General features: G+C 61.2%; 17 protein-coding genes. 5 read left to right on the top strand and 12 right to left on the bottom strand.

Features of this window, described 5'->3' with window-relative positions; all coding sequences use genetic code 11:
- Positions 1-44 precede the first annotated feature (44 nt).
- Genes HH213_RS27025 through HH213_RS27005 form a run of 5 tightly spaced genes read right to left on the bottom strand, consistent with a single transcriptional unit; the run spans position 45 to position 4,543 of the window.
- A complete protein-coding gene (locus HH213_RS27025; protein WP_169114328.1) occupies positions 45-1,208 on the bottom strand; it encodes an FAD-dependent monooxygenase in 1,164 nt (387 codons plus the stop codon).
- Positions 1,209-1,215: 7 nt separating this feature from the next.
- Positions 1,216-1,821: an isochorismatase family protein gene (locus HH213_RS27020; protein WP_169114327.1), complete on the bottom strand. Its 606-nt coding sequence runs from the start codon at positions 1,819-1,821 to the stop codon at positions 1,216-1,218.
- A gap of 29 nt (positions 1,822-1,850) precedes the next feature.
- Positions 1,851-2,678, bottom strand: coding sequence for a pirin family protein (locus tag HH213_RS27015; RefSeq protein WP_169114326.1), 828 nt, complete (start codon positions 2,676-2,678; stop codon positions 1,851-1,853).
- A gap of 30 nt (positions 2,679-2,708) precedes the next feature.
- Entirely contained in the window at positions 2,709-3,779 is a 1,071-nt protein-coding gene (locus HH213_RS27010) for an alkene reductase (RefSeq protein WP_169114325.1), read from the bottom strand.
- Positions 3,780-3,811: 32 nt separating this feature from the next.
- Positions 3,812-4,543, bottom strand: coding sequence for an SDR family NAD(P)-dependent oxidoreductase (locus tag HH213_RS27005; RefSeq protein ID WP_169114324.1), 732 nt, complete (start codon positions 4,541-4,543; stop codon positions 3,812-3,814).
- 127 nt (positions 4,544-4,670) lie between these two features.
- Here HH213_RS27005 and HH213_RS27000 point away from each other — a divergent pair, with 127 nt between their 5' ends.
- Positions 4,671-5,543 carry a LysR family transcriptional regulator gene (locus HH213_RS27000; RefSeq protein ID WP_169114323.1) on the top strand — a complete coding sequence of 291 codons (873 nt, stop codon included), beginning with the start codon at positions 4,671-4,673 and terminating at the stop codon, positions 5,541-5,543.
- A gap of 160 nt (positions 5,544-5,703) precedes the next feature.
- Positions 5,704-6,174, top strand: coding sequence for an SRPBCC family protein (locus HH213_RS26995; protein WP_169114322.1), 471 nt, complete (start codon positions 5,704-5,706; stop codon positions 6,172-6,174).
- Positions 6,175-6,835: 661 nt separating this feature from the next.
- Here the strand turns inward: HH213_RS26995 and HH213_RS26990 are convergent.
- The 3 genes from HH213_RS26990 to HH213_RS26980 all read right to left on the bottom strand — a co-directional run bounded on the left by HH213_RS26990 (position 6,836) and on the right by HH213_RS26980 (position 8,994).
- Positions 6,836-7,567, bottom strand: coding sequence for a hypothetical protein (locus tag HH213_RS26990; protein ID WP_169114321.1), 732 nt, complete (start codon positions 7,565-7,567; stop codon positions 6,836-6,838).
- 393 nt (positions 7,568-7,960) lie between these two features.
- On the bottom strand, positions 7,961-8,362 hold the full coding sequence (locus HH213_RS26985; protein WP_169114320.1) for an ACT domain-containing protein: 402 nt from the start codon (positions 8,360-8,362) through the stop codon (positions 7,961-7,963).
- A gap of 20 nt (positions 8,363-8,382) precedes the next feature.
- Entirely contained in the window at positions 8,383-8,994 is a 612-nt protein-coding gene (locus tag HH213_RS26980; RefSeq protein WP_308494516.1) for a LysE/ArgO family amino acid transporter, read from the bottom strand.
- Positions 8,995-9,083: 89 nt separating this feature from the next.
- On the opposite strand from HH213_RS26980, the gene HH213_RS26975 reads away from it, so the two are divergent.
- Entirely contained in the window at positions 9,084-9,959 is an 876-nt protein-coding gene (locus HH213_RS26975) for a LysR family transcriptional regulator ArgP (protein WP_229263183.1), read from the top strand.
- Positions 9,960-9,986: 27 nt separating this feature from the next.
- Here the strand turns inward: HH213_RS26975 and HH213_RS26970 are convergent, their stop codons facing one another.
- Entirely contained in the window at positions 9,987-10,775 is a 789-nt protein-coding gene (locus HH213_RS26970; protein ID WP_169114318.1) for an SDR family oxidoreductase, read from the bottom strand.
- Positions 10,776-10,948: 173 nt separating this feature from the next.
- On the opposite strand from HH213_RS26970, the gene HH213_RS29935 reads away from it, so the two are divergent.
- The gene (locus HH213_RS29935; protein WP_217363473.1) at positions 10,949-11,086 is read left to right on the top strand and encodes a hypothetical protein; all 138 of its coding nucleotides are present in this window, start codon (positions 10,949-10,951) and stop codon (positions 11,084-11,086) included.
- A gap of 15 nt (positions 11,087-11,101) precedes the next feature.
- Complete coding sequence (locus HH213_RS26965; RefSeq protein ID WP_217363472.1) at positions 11,102-11,857, top strand: AraC family transcriptional regulator; 756 nt, start codon at positions 11,102-11,104, stop codon at positions 11,855-11,857.
- A gap of 2 nt (positions 11,858-11,859) precedes the next feature.
- Here HH213_RS26965 and HH213_RS26960 read toward each other — a convergent pair whose 3' ends face one another.
- The 3 genes from HH213_RS26960 to HH213_RS26950 form a co-directional block, all read right to left on the bottom strand.
- Complete coding sequence (locus tag HH213_RS26960; RefSeq protein ID WP_229263182.1) at positions 11,860-12,591, bottom strand: hypothetical protein; 732 nt, start codon at positions 12,589-12,591, stop codon at positions 11,860-11,862.
- A gap of 150 nt (positions 12,592-12,741) precedes the next feature.
- Positions 12,742-13,395: a LysE family translocator gene (locus tag HH213_RS26955; protein ID WP_169114316.1), complete on the bottom strand. Its 654-nt coding sequence runs from the start codon at positions 13,393-13,395 to the stop codon at positions 12,742-12,744.
- An 80-nt stretch (positions 13,396-13,475) separates the two neighbouring features.
- On the bottom strand, positions 13,476-14,276 hold the full coding sequence (locus tag HH213_RS26950) for a helix-turn-helix transcriptional regulator (protein ID WP_169114315.1): 801 nt from the start codon (positions 14,274-14,276) through the stop codon (positions 13,476-13,478).
- Positions 14,277-14,289: the final 13 nt, after the last annotated feature.

The raw sequence follows: 14,289 nt of genomic DNA, 5'->3' as shown, positions 1-14,289 counted from the left end.
GTATGAGACTACCATCGTGCGCTGCGGCGCAGCGCTCTTGTCGGTTATTCGCCGAGGCCGGCCGTATCAAATCGAGCCGGGTGGCCGCCGGTAAGGGCGTGTCGCAGATATTCGGCGCTGAGGCGCTGCGAGTGCGCCACCAGCCCGCGCACGTACGGCAGGCGCACCGCCTGGTAGCGCGCCAGCACCGCGCTGATCGGCGCATCTGCGGCTGCTTCAGCCAGCAGCCTTGCCAGCACGATGGCGTCGTCGACGCTGGTGGCGTAGCCGCTGCCGGTCATTGGCGTCACCACGTGGGCGGCGTCGCCGACGAGCGCCAGTCGGCCGTTGGCTAACCGCTCGGGACGGTACTCGGCGATCGGCGCGCCACTCAGCGCGGTGGCTGAACGCAGTCCTGCGCTGACCGCTTCGGCCCAGGTCGCCGGCCATAGCTGCGGCACCAGTGCCAGCAGCTCCGCACGCACACTCGGTTCGATCGCGCCGGCTGCCAGCGATCCGACCAGCCCGCCATCTTCGGTGAGGCGACCGCTGTGCCGCAGCAGTTCGGTACGATGGGCGTCGAACCAGGCGAAGGTAATCTGGCGGTTGCCGACTTCCAGCTTGCCATCGCGGCCCGGCAGTACGGCGGCCACCAGCCGGTAGCCGCGCACCAATTTAATCCATAGGCCGCCATTCGATGGCCACTGCAGCGGCTGTGCCAGCGCTTTTTCCTCGACCAGGCCGCGCCAGACCGTGTAGCCGGCATAGCGGGCCAGCGGCTGTTGTGGCGCCACGCTGCGTCGCACCAGGCTGTGATAGCCATCGGCGCAGATGGCGGCATCGACGCGTAGCGCGGGGCAGCCATCAATCGCCATTGCGACATGGTCGCCGTAGTCGCGGACTGCAGTCACGTTGCAACCTTCGTCCAGCGTGATGCCGGGCGTCGCCAGCGCATGGCTGCGCAACCATGCATACAGTGCCGGCCAGGTGGTGAGATGGCGGTCCCGATAGGCCGGCACCACTGGCAGCGTGGGCGGCTGGCGCGGGTCGTGACCGGTGGCGGCGGCCAGCGCGTTGAGATCCACGCTTAGGCTGTCGCCGCCATGCAGACGTCGCGCTGCGCGTTCCAGTACGTGCACCGCCACCCCGCGCCTGGCGCAGGCCAGGGCGAGCGTCAGGCCGGCCAGTGAGGCGCCGACGATCACAATCCGTGGGGCAGCGCTGTTCATGGTGCTATCAGCTGATGCTGGCGCCGAGCGCCGGGAACACATCGCTAAACAGCAGTGTGATCAATTGCTGGCCGGTGGGGGTCGACCAGTCCTGCGCGATTTCGGCCATCAGCGTATTGGTGGCAGTCAGCACCACACCGGCGTCGTGCATGCGCTGGCGCGAGAATTGCTCAGACAGTTCGCTTGGCGAACCGGAGGCGTCCATGACGGCCTGCACTGCGAAACCTTCCTCGGCAGCGTCGATGGCTGGAAAGATCAGGCAGACATCGGTGGTGACGCCGGCCATGATCAGGTTCTTGCGGCCGGTGGCCAGGACCGCGTCGCGGAAGTCGGCATAGGCCCAGGCGTTGACCACGCCGGGACGCTTGACGCGCGCCGCGTGGGCTTCCGGCAGGATCGCGGCGATTTCCGGCAGGATCGGGCCTTGTGCATTGTCTTCCTGGCTGGAGGTGATGACCACCGGCAGGTTCAGGATTTTCGCCATCTTGGCCAGCGCGATCGACTGTTTGGCAGCCAGCGCGGTGTCGATGTTCTTGATCAGTTTCATGGTGCCGACCTGGTGGTCGATCAACAGCAGGGCCGAGTTTTCAGCGGTAAAACGTACTACGCTCATGATGTTTCTCATTGGTGGTATGGCGGCGCTTACAGCTTTCCCATCTCGCCGCGGTGGTAGGCGGCAGCTGCCGCGGTCAGGCTTTGCGCGTCGGCGAACGCCATCGGTCCGTTGGAAAGCACGGGTTGATGCAAGGGCTGGCCGATGAAGATGGCCAGCCGGGTGGCGCCAGCGCGGGCTCGCAACTGGTAGCTGGCGTCGCTGTCGAACGGGGCCAGGACGGGCGCGGCCAGCTCTTCCAGTCCGAATGGTTGACCGTCGATGTCGGCGCTGCCGGCAATCGGCATGATGAAGGCGCGCTGGCCGGCCGCGACCGGCAGCGTGAAGCTGGCGCCGTCCTGCACGAACACATCGAGCAAGGTCACATCGGTCGGCGGCGCCAGCGGCGAATGCTGCTCGCCAAAGCTGCCCAGCGGCACCCGTACGGTCACGCCCGGCAGTTGCACCACCGGCACCTCTTGCGGCGCCAGTGTCAGCGCGAACGGTGTGTCGTTTTGTCTGGTCTGCGGCAGATTGATGAAGATCTGCAGCAAATGGGCGGTACGCCCCAGCACCGCCGGGTCCTCACGGTGCACCACCCCGCGCCCGGCGGCGGTCCAATGCAGGCCGCCCGGCTTGACCATGACGCTGTTGCCGAGCGAGTCTCTGTTGTCGATATCGGTCTCGGAATCCTGGAACAAATACGTCACGGCCGAAAAGCCGGCGTGCGGATGCGGCGGAAAGGTCGGCGCGCTCATCCAGGCATGGTCGATGCCCATGAAGGGATCGAGCATGGCGGGATCGGCGCCATGCAGGCGGACGGCGCGGAACTGGCCGCCGCGGCTGGCTGATTGCATGCGGGCGAGATTAATGGTCATGATGATTGCCTTTCGGGTCGGGCAGGCGGCTTAGGCGACTTCAGCCGTGTCCAGGGCTGGATAGTCGATGTAGCCCTGGGCAGTTGGCGGTGCGAAGAAGGTGCTGCGATCCGGCTGGTTCAACGCAGCGTCCTGGCGGAAACGTTCCGGCAGGTCCGGGTTGGCTAGGAATGCGGCGCCGAATACCGTCGCCTCGGCCTTTCCTTCCGCCAGAATCGCCTCCGCCGATTGCTGGGTCAAGCCACTACCGATCAGATAGGTGCCGCCAAACAACGGGCGTAGCATGCCGTGGTAATCGGTCTGGGTACCGAACAGCGCGACATGCAGGTAGGCCAGGCCTTTGCCGCGCAGTTGCTCCACCAGATGGCGATAGGTTTGTTGCGGATCGGCGTCGGTGATGCTGTTGTAGTTCATCTCGGGTGAGATTTTGAGACCGACCCGGTCGGCGCCGGCTTCGGCAATCATGGCATCCAGGGTATCTAGCATGAAACGGGCGCGGTTTTCCACCGAACCGCCGTACTGGTCCTGGCGCTGGTTACTGCCGGACGACAGGAATTGTTCCGGCAGGTAGCCGGAGGCGCCATGCAGCTCGACACCGTCAAAGCCGGCTTCGATGGCGCGGCGGGTAGCCTGGCGGTATTCGTCGATCACGCCGGCGACTTCTTCGGTGCTGAGGGCGCGCGGCGTGACGAAATCAACCTGACCGGCGCTGGTCCAGGCCTGGCCGGCTGGCGGGATGGCCGATGGCGCGACCGGGGTGGCGCCGTTCAGCAGCGCCGGGTGGGAGATGCGGCCGCTGTGCATCATCTGCATGAAGATACGGCCACCGCGTGCGTGCACGGCGTCGGTGACTTTTTTCCATGCCGCCACTTGTTCAGCGGTCTCGATGCCAGGCGTGTGCACATAGCCCTTGCCCAGCGCCGAAGGGAACACGCCTTCGCTGATGATCAGGCCGGCAGTGGCGCGTTGCGCGTAATAGGTCACAGTCAGGTCGCCGACCACACCATCGTCGCTGGCCCGGGAGCGGGTCATTGGCGCCATCACCAGGCGGTTTGGAATGGTGTAGCGGCCGATGCGGACTGGTGTCAGTGTATTGCTCATGATATGCGTTCCGTGTTAATGAGTAGGAAAGATCAAATCCGGGCCTGACCGCCATCGGCGATGATGGTCTGGCCGGTGACAAACGCGGAGTCGGCGGAGCACAGGAAGGACACCACGCCCACCAGGTCGCCCGGCTGGATGGTGCGCGGGATGGCCTGCAGCTTCGGCAGATAGTCAAAGATTTCTTCATTGGTGCCGTGCATCGACTTGGTGTTGGTCAGGCCCGGCGCAATCACGTTAACGGTGATGCCGTCCTTGCCCAGTTCGCTTGCGAGGGCGCGGGTGAATCCGACCACGCCGCCCTTGCTGGCGATGTAGGCGGTCATGTCCGGCACGTTCAGCCACAGCGAGCTGCTGGCAACGTTGACGATGCGGCCGTGCTGGCGCTCCACCATGCCCGGCACGAAGGCCTTGGCCATGAGGAAGGCGCCGTCGAGGTTGACGCCCATGACCTTGCGCCACATCTCGTAGTCGGTCTCGGCGAATGATTTCCACGGGTAGATGCCGGCGTTGTTCACCAGTGCGGTGACAGGGCCCAGATGGGCGGCCACATCGGCAGAGAACTGCAGCGTCGACTCTGGCGAGCTGACATTAACCGCCGCCGAATAGAACTTGCGGCCCGTGGCTTCCACCAGAGCGCGGGTGGTGCTGGCATCGTTCATGTCGGCGACCGCGATGTCAAAACCATCGGCGGCCAGCCGTTGCGCATATGCCTGGCCGATGCCGGCGGCGCCGCCAGTCACTACTGCAGTACCTTTGTTCATGTCCATCTCCTGTGAAGACGCTGACTTCGCGTCGGGTTGCGTTTGCGATGAACGTATCTTCAACCAATTTATCAGTGGGATAAAGGGGGTATAATGGGATGGATTGATCCAAAAATGGAGTAATGCAATGGAGTTGCTCAATGATATGGCACTGTTCATTGAGGTCGCCAGCACCCTGAACTTCCGCCGCGCGGCCGAAGTCTCAGGTATTCCGAATTCGACGTTATCTCGCCGCATCGCCGCGCTGGAAAAGCACATTGGACTGCGGCTCATGCACCGCACCACCCGCAAGGTCGAGCTGACCGAGGCAGGGCAGTTGTACTACGAGCGCTGCCGGCGCATTGTTGACGAGGCGCGCATCGCCCACGAGCAATTGGGCGAAATGCTGGCGCAGCCCAACGGCGTGCTGCGCGCCTCGTTGCCGGTAGATTTCGCGACCATCTACATGGCGCCGCTGCTCGCCGAGTTTTCGCGGCGCTACCCCGGCATTACATTCGAATTCGACCTGACGCCGCGCCGGGTTGACCTGGTGACCGAGCCGTTCGACATTGCGATCCGCATGGGCGAGCAGTCGGACTCCAACCTGATCGCGCGGCTGCTGGCACGATTGTCAGTGCAGCTGTATGCCTCGCCGGGCTATCTGACGCAGCACGGCGCGCCGGAACATCCCTCCGACCTGGTGCGGCACGAATGCCTGGGCTTCCCGAAATCCGGCCGCTGGACCTTGCATCGCGAGGCCGAAACCACCGAAATCGAGGTGACGGGGCGCTTCCTGGTCAACAGCGTCGGCATGTTCCGGCGACTGGCGACGCTCGACCTCGGGATTATCATGTTGCCGGAGGAAGTGGCGGCGGAAGATCTGGCGGCCGGGCGACTGCAGAGGGTGCTGCCGGAATGGCGCGGCCATTCGACGCCGGTGTACGCGATCACTGAAACCCGTTTGCTCCCGGCCAAGACTCAGCGCTTCATCGAGTTCCTGCAGGAGCACCTGCGTAGCTGATACGTCAGCGTGTCGTCGGGCAGCCGGCAACTAGCCATCTTTGACAGCGAGAACGCACTAGTGTGCCAATTTTGGATCAATCTTTCCCATCTTCCCCGCTTTATTCCAGGATTATTTTCCCGCATGATACTGGCATCAAGAATCCGGCAAGGAGAGCAAGATGATTTACGCGGTCAAGGAAATCTCGGTTAACTGCTTTCGTGAACAGAGCGATCCGTTGTTGACCCGTGCCCAGCTGTGGGCCGGGTTGCAGCAGAAGGCGCGCAACGGGGTGCCCTTCATCCCGGCGATGACCCATTGCGAAGTGCTTGAAGACAGCGAACACGGTCTGCTGCGCGAGGTCGCAATCCGCGGCAAGAGCGCGCGCGAACGGGTTACTTTTTATCCGCCGAAGAAAACCGTGTTTGCCCGGCTCTCCGGACCGGTGGACGGGCTGATCGTCAACGAAATCCTGGAGGGGCCCGATGGCGACCTGAAGCTGCGGTTCAGCTTTGCGCTGCAACTCGTAGATGTTGATTCCGGCACCGAGAGCGAGCGCAAGTTCAGCGCCAGCATGTGCGAGGATTACTCGTCGGCGGTCGATTCCGCGCTGGCTGAAATCCGGCGCGCGGTCAAGGCCGGCCAGCTCTGATGTGCCAAGAACGTTAAGGAGAATCTGCAGTGGAAGGCGGGTCAAACAGAGTAGGCCAATTCATCGCGCAACGAACAATGGATGCCTCAGTTGAACAGGGAGATAATGGGGCGTTCGGCTTGAACGAAAGCCCCACCGTATTATCGCAGCCAATCGCTGTTTTCTTACGCTCCCATCGCTGGTTGTGACTGCACTCGCTTCCAGTCAAGAGATTGAATAAGATGTTTCCAGAGGCTGGCGCGGCAAGAATCGCTACTAGATCATCGTTGATCTCGCTTGGTGTGCAAGCGGGCTAATCTGCTGGTATTACTGATGGTACGGAGAATTTGATGGATTGGGAAAACGCCGGTAGTTCAATGACTTATGGTGGTCATTGATAATCGAGTGGGAGTGAGTCAATCTCCTAACGCATTGATTTAACTCATGTAAATGAGTGCCATTGATGATTGCGTATGCATCATCAATGGCATTTTTCATTGTGTTGCAGAAAAGCGAAGGAGGCGGTTGAGCTGATACCAGGCCAGATAGTAGAGGTCTGCCATAGTATGGGCTGCTTCGCAAATGTTGACGTGCGCCACTAGGCTACAGAGGCGCTACGGGCAGTCAGAAGCCAACCGAGTTTGGGAGTCTTGTCGAAATTGCAGCCCAAAACGATCCGGCATCAGGAAAGTATTCGACGCCGAGCCAGTAAGGTCAATGTGAACAGGCCCAAGGTAAACAGCGTAACGCCACCCGGTTCCGGCACAGGCGATTGGATCACGGATGTTAATTTGAAATATTCATAGGTATTGCCGTCGGCAATTACGCCAAAACTGCTGGCGCCGGACGATAGCCAGTTTACCCGCTGGTCGAAGCTTAGATCGGGGTGATCATAGGTAGTGTTGCCAAATATGCCGCTGGCACGTATCCCATCAGTGTTCATGGAAGTGCTTAGGGAGATGGAATTGCACGGACCTGACGTAACAGAGCGGCACGAGTCTGCCCCGATGCCATAACTGTCTTGGTAGGTTGTTACGCCCTCCCATGTGTTAGCGTAGCCTTTGTTGACGTAAGAGGACATATAGTCGTAGGGTCCACCGCCGACCGCAATGTTCAAAGCGCCGCCTGTGGCACTCCCGTGCAAAGGAAGCGAAGTGGGGAGAGGGTATCTAAAAGACGCATCACCGTTGTGATAGGTTATGCCGTCGGTACCTGCCTCACTCAGTAGGCTTAAATCAAGGGTCAAAGTACCGGATACAGTTTTGCCGATGCTGGTCGATACCCAGGCCCCGGCGACCTGCTCGGCATAAATCGTCCCTGAAAAATTCCACGTCACCGGCGTTGCGCCTGCAGTACCCGCAGTAATGGCTACAGCCAAGGCGATGATGGAAATGCGTGTAACGTGCAAGCTCAAATCTTTTCTCCTCAAGTTATATGTACGTCAGATTCTTGTGAGTATCTGCAAGCGGTTTACAGGTGGAACGTTGGTCAATAAGAGGCCGCTCCCACCATCGAACATAATTAATCGCGAAAAATTACGTGGGGAGCAGATAGGCAAGATTTTGCCAAAAGAACAGCATATTGAATTATTTCAAATACGTCAATATTTCCAAGCGGTGCTGTCCTTACATTTGTCGGTAACCTTTGTTATGCCGTGAACTGGCGCACGCCCATCTTCAAGTGTGCGCCATTCTGGCGCAATTCTTTTTCCAGCAGTTTTTTGGTGAGCGCCAGCGTCCCTGACTACATGTTTGCTGTCAATAAACTGCTGGAGCGTCGTCGTCTCCGGTGCCGTGAATCAATTGCGTTAATCAGTCACCGTCAGGAGATGGCCGGCATGCGCCAACAACGTCGTTGCTGCGGGCATGTCGTTGCTTTTGATTAGTAAATGATCGCCGTCGAAAGTTGACACGACGAATACGCCTAGTCCGCCTTCCGACAGCGGTCGCACCACCGACAGCACAATGCCGGTAGCGCCAAACGCGAATGGGCCGACGAAACGCAGGCAACGCCAGCCATCTTCGCGCTGCGTCTCGTCCGGCACGCGTTCCGCCAGGCAGACAATTGACAGTTCGTGCGCCGAGCGGCTGATGGTCACGAAGCCTGGGCCATCGGCCCAGGTGGGAATAGCGGCGTTCGGCGCCAGCCGGCAGACTGCGTACTCGCCTTGTGCCTGTTCCAGTGTGATCTGATGAATTTCTTTGTGCATACGTCCTCTGAAGCGAATTATTAAATGAAAAGCGAGGCTGTGATGGCCCACATCACCAAGGCAATCAGCGCGTCCAGCGTACGCCAAGCGGCAGGATGGGCGAACAGCGGCGCCAGCCAGCGCGAGCCCAGTCCCAGGCTACTAAACCACAAGATGGAAGCCGCCATCGCGCCGGCGGAAAAACTCATCTGTCCCTGATCCGGCTGTTGCGCGCCTATCGCGCCCAGCAAGACCACGGTGTCCAACCACGCGTGCGGATTCAGCAAACTAAGGGCGATAGCGGCACGTAACACCGGCCCGCGCCGAGGCGGGACGCTTTCGCCGCTGTCTACCAGTTGTGCTTGACCGCGCCATGCAGACAACGCGGCGCGGCGGCCGTATTCGATAAGGAACAAGGCGCCGCCGATGCGCACCCCTTCCAGCAGGACCGGCGTATTGGCGATGAGGCGGCCGACGCTGCCGGCGCCCAGCGCGATCAGCAGAAGGTCGCAGACGATACACGCCAGCACGCACATCACAACGTATTGGCGCTGTAGCGCTTGCCGTAACAGGAAGGCATTCTGGGCGCCGATGGCGACGATCAAGCCGCCGCCCATGGCCATACCTTTGAAGAAAACCCCACTGATCATCATTGCGCCCCGATGTAGAAAAGCGAAAGCGTAACGAATGAAAGCGGATTAGTATAATGAATAGTGTTCATATTTTATTCATAAAACTAATCATGTGGGATTATCGTGGATTGGCGGCGCTGGCGGCCATTGTTGAAGAAGGCAGCTTCGACCGCGCTGCTGCGGCCCTGGCCATCAGTCAGCCGGCGGTGTCGCACCGGCTACGCGCGCTGGAGGAGTGGGCCGGCGAATTGCTGGTGATTCGCAGCCAGCCGCCGCAAGCGACACCGCGCGGCCAGCGGCTGATCGCGCATTTTCGCCAGGTGCAGCTGCTGGAATCCGGTATCGAGCAGGAATCGCAGGTGCATACATCGCTGCCGCAACTGGCGATTGCCGTGAATGCCGATAGCGCCGCGACCTGGTTGCTGGACGCGCTGGCGCCACTGCTGGAAGCGCCCGCCTGCCTGATCGATGTGCGGATCGATGATCAGGATGAGACACTGCGCCATTTGCGGGAAGGAAGGGTGGTTGGCTGCATCACGAGTTCGGGCGATACCGTCGCCGGCACCACGGTAGAAGCGCTAGGGACGATGTCTTATCTTTGCGTCGCCGCGCCGTCGTTCGTGCGCCGCTGGTTTCCGACCGGCGTCACCGAGGACGCGATCAAGGCCGCACCGGCATTGGTGTACAACCGTAGCGACCGTTTGCATGAGCGCTATCTGGAACAAGCGGGACTGCCGCCAGATGTACCGCAACATTTCTTTCCCAGCGCCGAGGGCTTTGTGTCGTTCATTAAGGCCGGCTATGGCTATGGCATGGTGCCCGCTATCCAGGTTCGCCAGGAACTGGAGCAGGGCACGCTGGTGGCGCTGACGCCGGCTGCGGCGCTCAGTGTGCCCCTTTACTGGCATCAGTGGAATATTCAGACGCAGGTCACGCGTGCTTTGCGCACTGCAATTGTCGGCACGGCGCAGCGCTTGCTGGCTTAGCACGTGGCAGCCCGGCGCTTGCCGGGCTCACCGATTTTTGTCCGCGTTCAGCATCAGATCGACCGACTTGCCGAGCTGGCGCAACATGAAGTCCGGGGCGAGCCGGCTGGCGATTTTCAGGATGTTGCTCAGGCCCGGCCGGATCTCCGCCACATCGGCAGCCAGCCCGGCGATGGCGCGCTTGACCAGGGTCGCCACCGGCATTGGCACCAGCCCGCCCACGTCCTCCTTGGTGAAGTCATTGTGAAACAGCGGCGTCTCGGTGCCCGGCGGCGCCAGCTCGAATACCCGCACGCCGCTGTTTTTCAGCTGTGCCCGCAGCGACAGCGTGTACGAGTGGATCGCCGCCTTGGTCGCGGAGTAGACCGGCGAGATCGGCATGGGCACAAACGCCAGTCCCGACGAAACGTTGACGATCGCCGCGTTGGCCTGGTTTTTCAACATTGGCAAAAACTGCAAATTTGTCCAGATGGTTCCGTTCAGGTTGGTTGTGACCTCGCGCGTCGCGTCTTCCAGCGCCGGGCCGCGCTTGTGCAGGTTGAGTTTGCGCATGATGCCGGCACAGTTGATCAGCATGTTCATGCCGGGATGGCTGGCCGCGATATGCTCGTGCAGCGCGGTGATGGAACGCGGATCGGTCACGTCGCACAGCGCGGTATGCACGGCGGGCAGCTGCGCGCGCACCGCCGCCAGCTTGGCCGCATCACGGCCGGTAATGATGACCTTGTTGTTCAAAGCGATTAATTGCCTGGCCAGTTCGAGGCCGATGCCGGAGCTGCCGCCGGTGATCAGGATGGTGTTGTCGTGCATTTTCATGGTGAGAATTCCTTGCGTGGTTGAGCGTTGCGATGTCGTCAGTGTCGCGCGGACTAGCTACGGAAAAAACGGGGAAACTTGCGAAATTCCTGCCTAATCCTCCAAATTGCCGGTGAGCCGTAGTGTGCAGGATGGGGTAGAATCGGGCGCTGAGTGATTTTTCCGGAGCGCCGATGAGCGTCGAACTACAACAGGCCGTGGCCCGCTATATCGACGGCAACGGCGGTGGCGATGGGCTGTTCCGCACCGCCATCGACGGTCTGACATTGATGCGCGCCAGCCATACATCGCTGCCGAACCGCCTGATTTAGCGCCCGGAACTGTGCGTGGTGGTGCAGGGCGCCAAGTCGGTGATGCTGGGCGACGTGGCACTGGACTACCGCGCAATGCAGGCGCTGGTCGCCAGCGTCGAATTGCCCGGTGTCGGCCGGGTATTGGAGGCTACCCCGGAGCGGCCGCTGCTGGTGATGGCCTTGGAACTGGACGTGCCGCTGCTGATCGAGACGATGCGGCAACTGCCGCCGGCGCCAACGTCCGGCGCCGACCATGGACTGGGACTGTACGTGGTCGACGTTGGCGCGCCGCTGGCTGACTGCCTGCTGCGCCTGTTGAATTTGCTGGGCGCACCGCAGGAGATACCGATGCTGCTGCCCTTGCTGCTGCGTGAGATCTACTTCCGGCTGTTGAACGGTCCGCATCGCGACAAGTTCGCCACGTTGGGACTGCCCGAAAGCCGCACCCGCCGCGTCGCAGACGCCTTGCATATGCTGCGCTGCGATTTCGCGCGGCCGGTGCGGATCGACGAGCTGGCCGTCACCGCCGGCATGAGCGTGTCGTCGTTCCACCATCATTTCAAGCAGTTGACGTCGATGACGCCGCTGCAATACCAGAAGCAGCTGCGGCTGCTGGAGGCCAAGCGGCTGATGGTAGCCGAGAACGCCAACGTGACGCGCGCGGCGTTTCATGTCGGCTACGAGAGCGCGTCTCAGTTCAGTCGCGAATATGTGCGCATGTTCGGGCTGACGCCGCGCCGCGATGCGCTCGTTGCCCGTACCCTGTACCGCATGCACGCAGCGCCGTGAGCTCAGTCCGGCGCAGCAGGGAGGCGCAGGCGCAAGCGGCGGTTCAGGTTCAGCGCCTTGATGTCGGCGCCGTATGTTTCGTCGATCAGGCGGGCTTTCAGTCCGCTGGCTTCCGCCGCTTTCAAGGCCCGCTCGATGATGGGGCGATAGCTGGCCGCCGATGGGCTCAGATAGAAACCGAAGTCGGCCGGGTACTCCAATAGCAGGTGCTGCTCCACCGCCAGTTCAGGATGCGCGCGCGCCTCGGCCAGCACCTCGATCACGCCGCGCGGCAGATAATCGACATGGCGGTTGCCGGCCGTCACCATCGCGTAAATCGTGTTCCACGGCGCTGCGTGCTCATACAGCGGCAAGCCGGAGGTCTTCCACACCTTGACATCGCCCCAGCCGGCGCCGAATCCAGCGATCAGCCCGGTATGCTTCAAATCGGCCACGGATTGGACCTGCAGGAAGGCGTTGGTATCGGACCGCCGTACCAGCAGCACGCGCTGGCCGATCAAGCCATTGGTCAATGCGTTACGCACTGGAACCAGCTGTTTGTCGTTATCCTTTTCCTTCGATTGCATGCCGTAGAACAGATTGATGTCGCCTCTGCCCAGCATCCACCACATGCGGCGGGCGGGAATGTCCTTCACATACTGGATATGGTAGGGCTGCTGAATCAATTTCAGCGACTCTTCCAGCAGGCGAACGAAGTAGTCGGCACGTCCATCCGACACCACGGCGATACGCAATTCAAGCGGCGCAACGCTGGATGCCGGCGCAGGCGCCGATACTGTAGATGCCGATATAAACAGGGCGCAAGCGGAAAAACAAATACATCGCAGCTTGAAAATCATTTCCGCCACTCCGGGGTAAATCGGGATTGTAGCGTAACACGGGTGTTACACCGTGCTTGGCCCGATCCAAAGGGCGGCGAGAATGCCCAGCGCCAGCAGAATCAAAACCGCCCCCGATATTCTTTCCAGCCAAGGCAAGCCGTGGGCAAAGCGCCGCAATACCGCCTGATTGCCGATCATGACAGCCACCAGCACATCCCACAGCAGCACGACGCTGAACATCCAGACGCCGAGCATGGTCTTGCCGCCAGCGCTGGCCAGCGGACCTGACAGCATGGCCGCCAGGCTGACATAGAACAGGGCATTTTTCGGATTGAGAATGCCTGACGCGAAGCCCATGGCCGCCGCGCGCTGCCACGCGCCGATCATAAAACCGGCACGCGGCAGGGGCGTTTTTCCTGAAGCGGCCGCCAGCGAGGTGGTGCCCGCGTAGCGAAGGAACGCTATGCCGAGATACAGCAGATAAGCGCAGCCTGCCAGCTGCAAACACAGGAACAACGTGCTGTTGCGATTTAGTCCCGATGTGCCGGTCAGGGCCAGGGCGATGAAGACCGCATTGGCAGCGGCCACGCCAACACAGGCGCCGCTGGCAACCCGCCATCCAGAAGAAACAGTAGTACGGGTGATCAGGAAGAAATCAGGGCCGGGCGACAACACCGCCAGGAAATGCGCGGCAGCGATGATGAGGAATTGTTCCATAGGGAGGTATCCATCGAAGTTGTTTTCATCGATGATGCCGATCCCGGCGGCGAAAGTATTGAATGAAATTGCAGTGCGGGTCAGGCCCGGAAACCTCCGGGTGTGATACCGGCATAGGCTTTGAAGACGCGTTGGAAGTGCGCCTGATCGGCAAAGCCCAGCGTGTGCGCCACGCGGGCACTGCTTTCGCCGGCGCGAATGAGTTCTTTGGCGAGATTGACGCGGTGATTCAGCTGCCACGCGTGCGGCGTCAGACCGGTGGCGGAGCGGAAGGCGCGGATCAACTGGTAGCGGCTCATGCGCGCCGACCGCGCCAGCAATTCCAGCGAGAAGTTGGTTGTTGGCGCTGCACGCAGGATCTCGAACACGGGCAGCAGCTGTTCCGGGGAGGCGGACGCAGCCGGCACCAAGTCATCCATTGCTGTCACTTGATAGGCGTCGCAATCGCCGACAAACTCGACCAGTGCCGCCTCCTTTTCCTGTACATCGCTTGTTGAAAACAGCAGCGCATTGAGAGCGCAAAACTTGGCATACATGGCCGGACTGCGTATCAGGCGAACCGCTTCCTGCCGGCCGTCGTATTCGGCGCGAACCTCGGCGAGCCACGCAGCGCTCAGGTACAGCATCTGATAGCTCCACGTCAATCCGGGCCGGGGATTACACGAATGAACATGGTAGGCGGGAACCAGTACCAGCGTGCCAGGTTCGAGGATCACCGGCTTTCCCCCTTCGCTGGAGAACAGACTCTGCCCCTGATCAATTGCGCCGACCGAATACGTGGGATGGCTATGCGGCTTGTAGCAAGCGCGGCTGATACAGGCGCGACGGCTCTCGGCATAGGGCAGGGCAGCGTCGCGCCAGAATTGGGTGGTTGTATCCATCAATGTCGTTGCG

This window comes from Duganella dendranthematis, from assembly GCF_012849375.1.
GTDB classification, from domain to species: Bacteria; Pseudomonadota; Gammaproteobacteria; order Burkholderiales; family Burkholderiaceae_D; genus Rugamonas; species Rugamonas dendranthematis.
The sequence above is the reverse complement of the archived record's forward strand: the minus strand, read 5'-3'. Positions and strand labels throughout refer to the sequence as shown.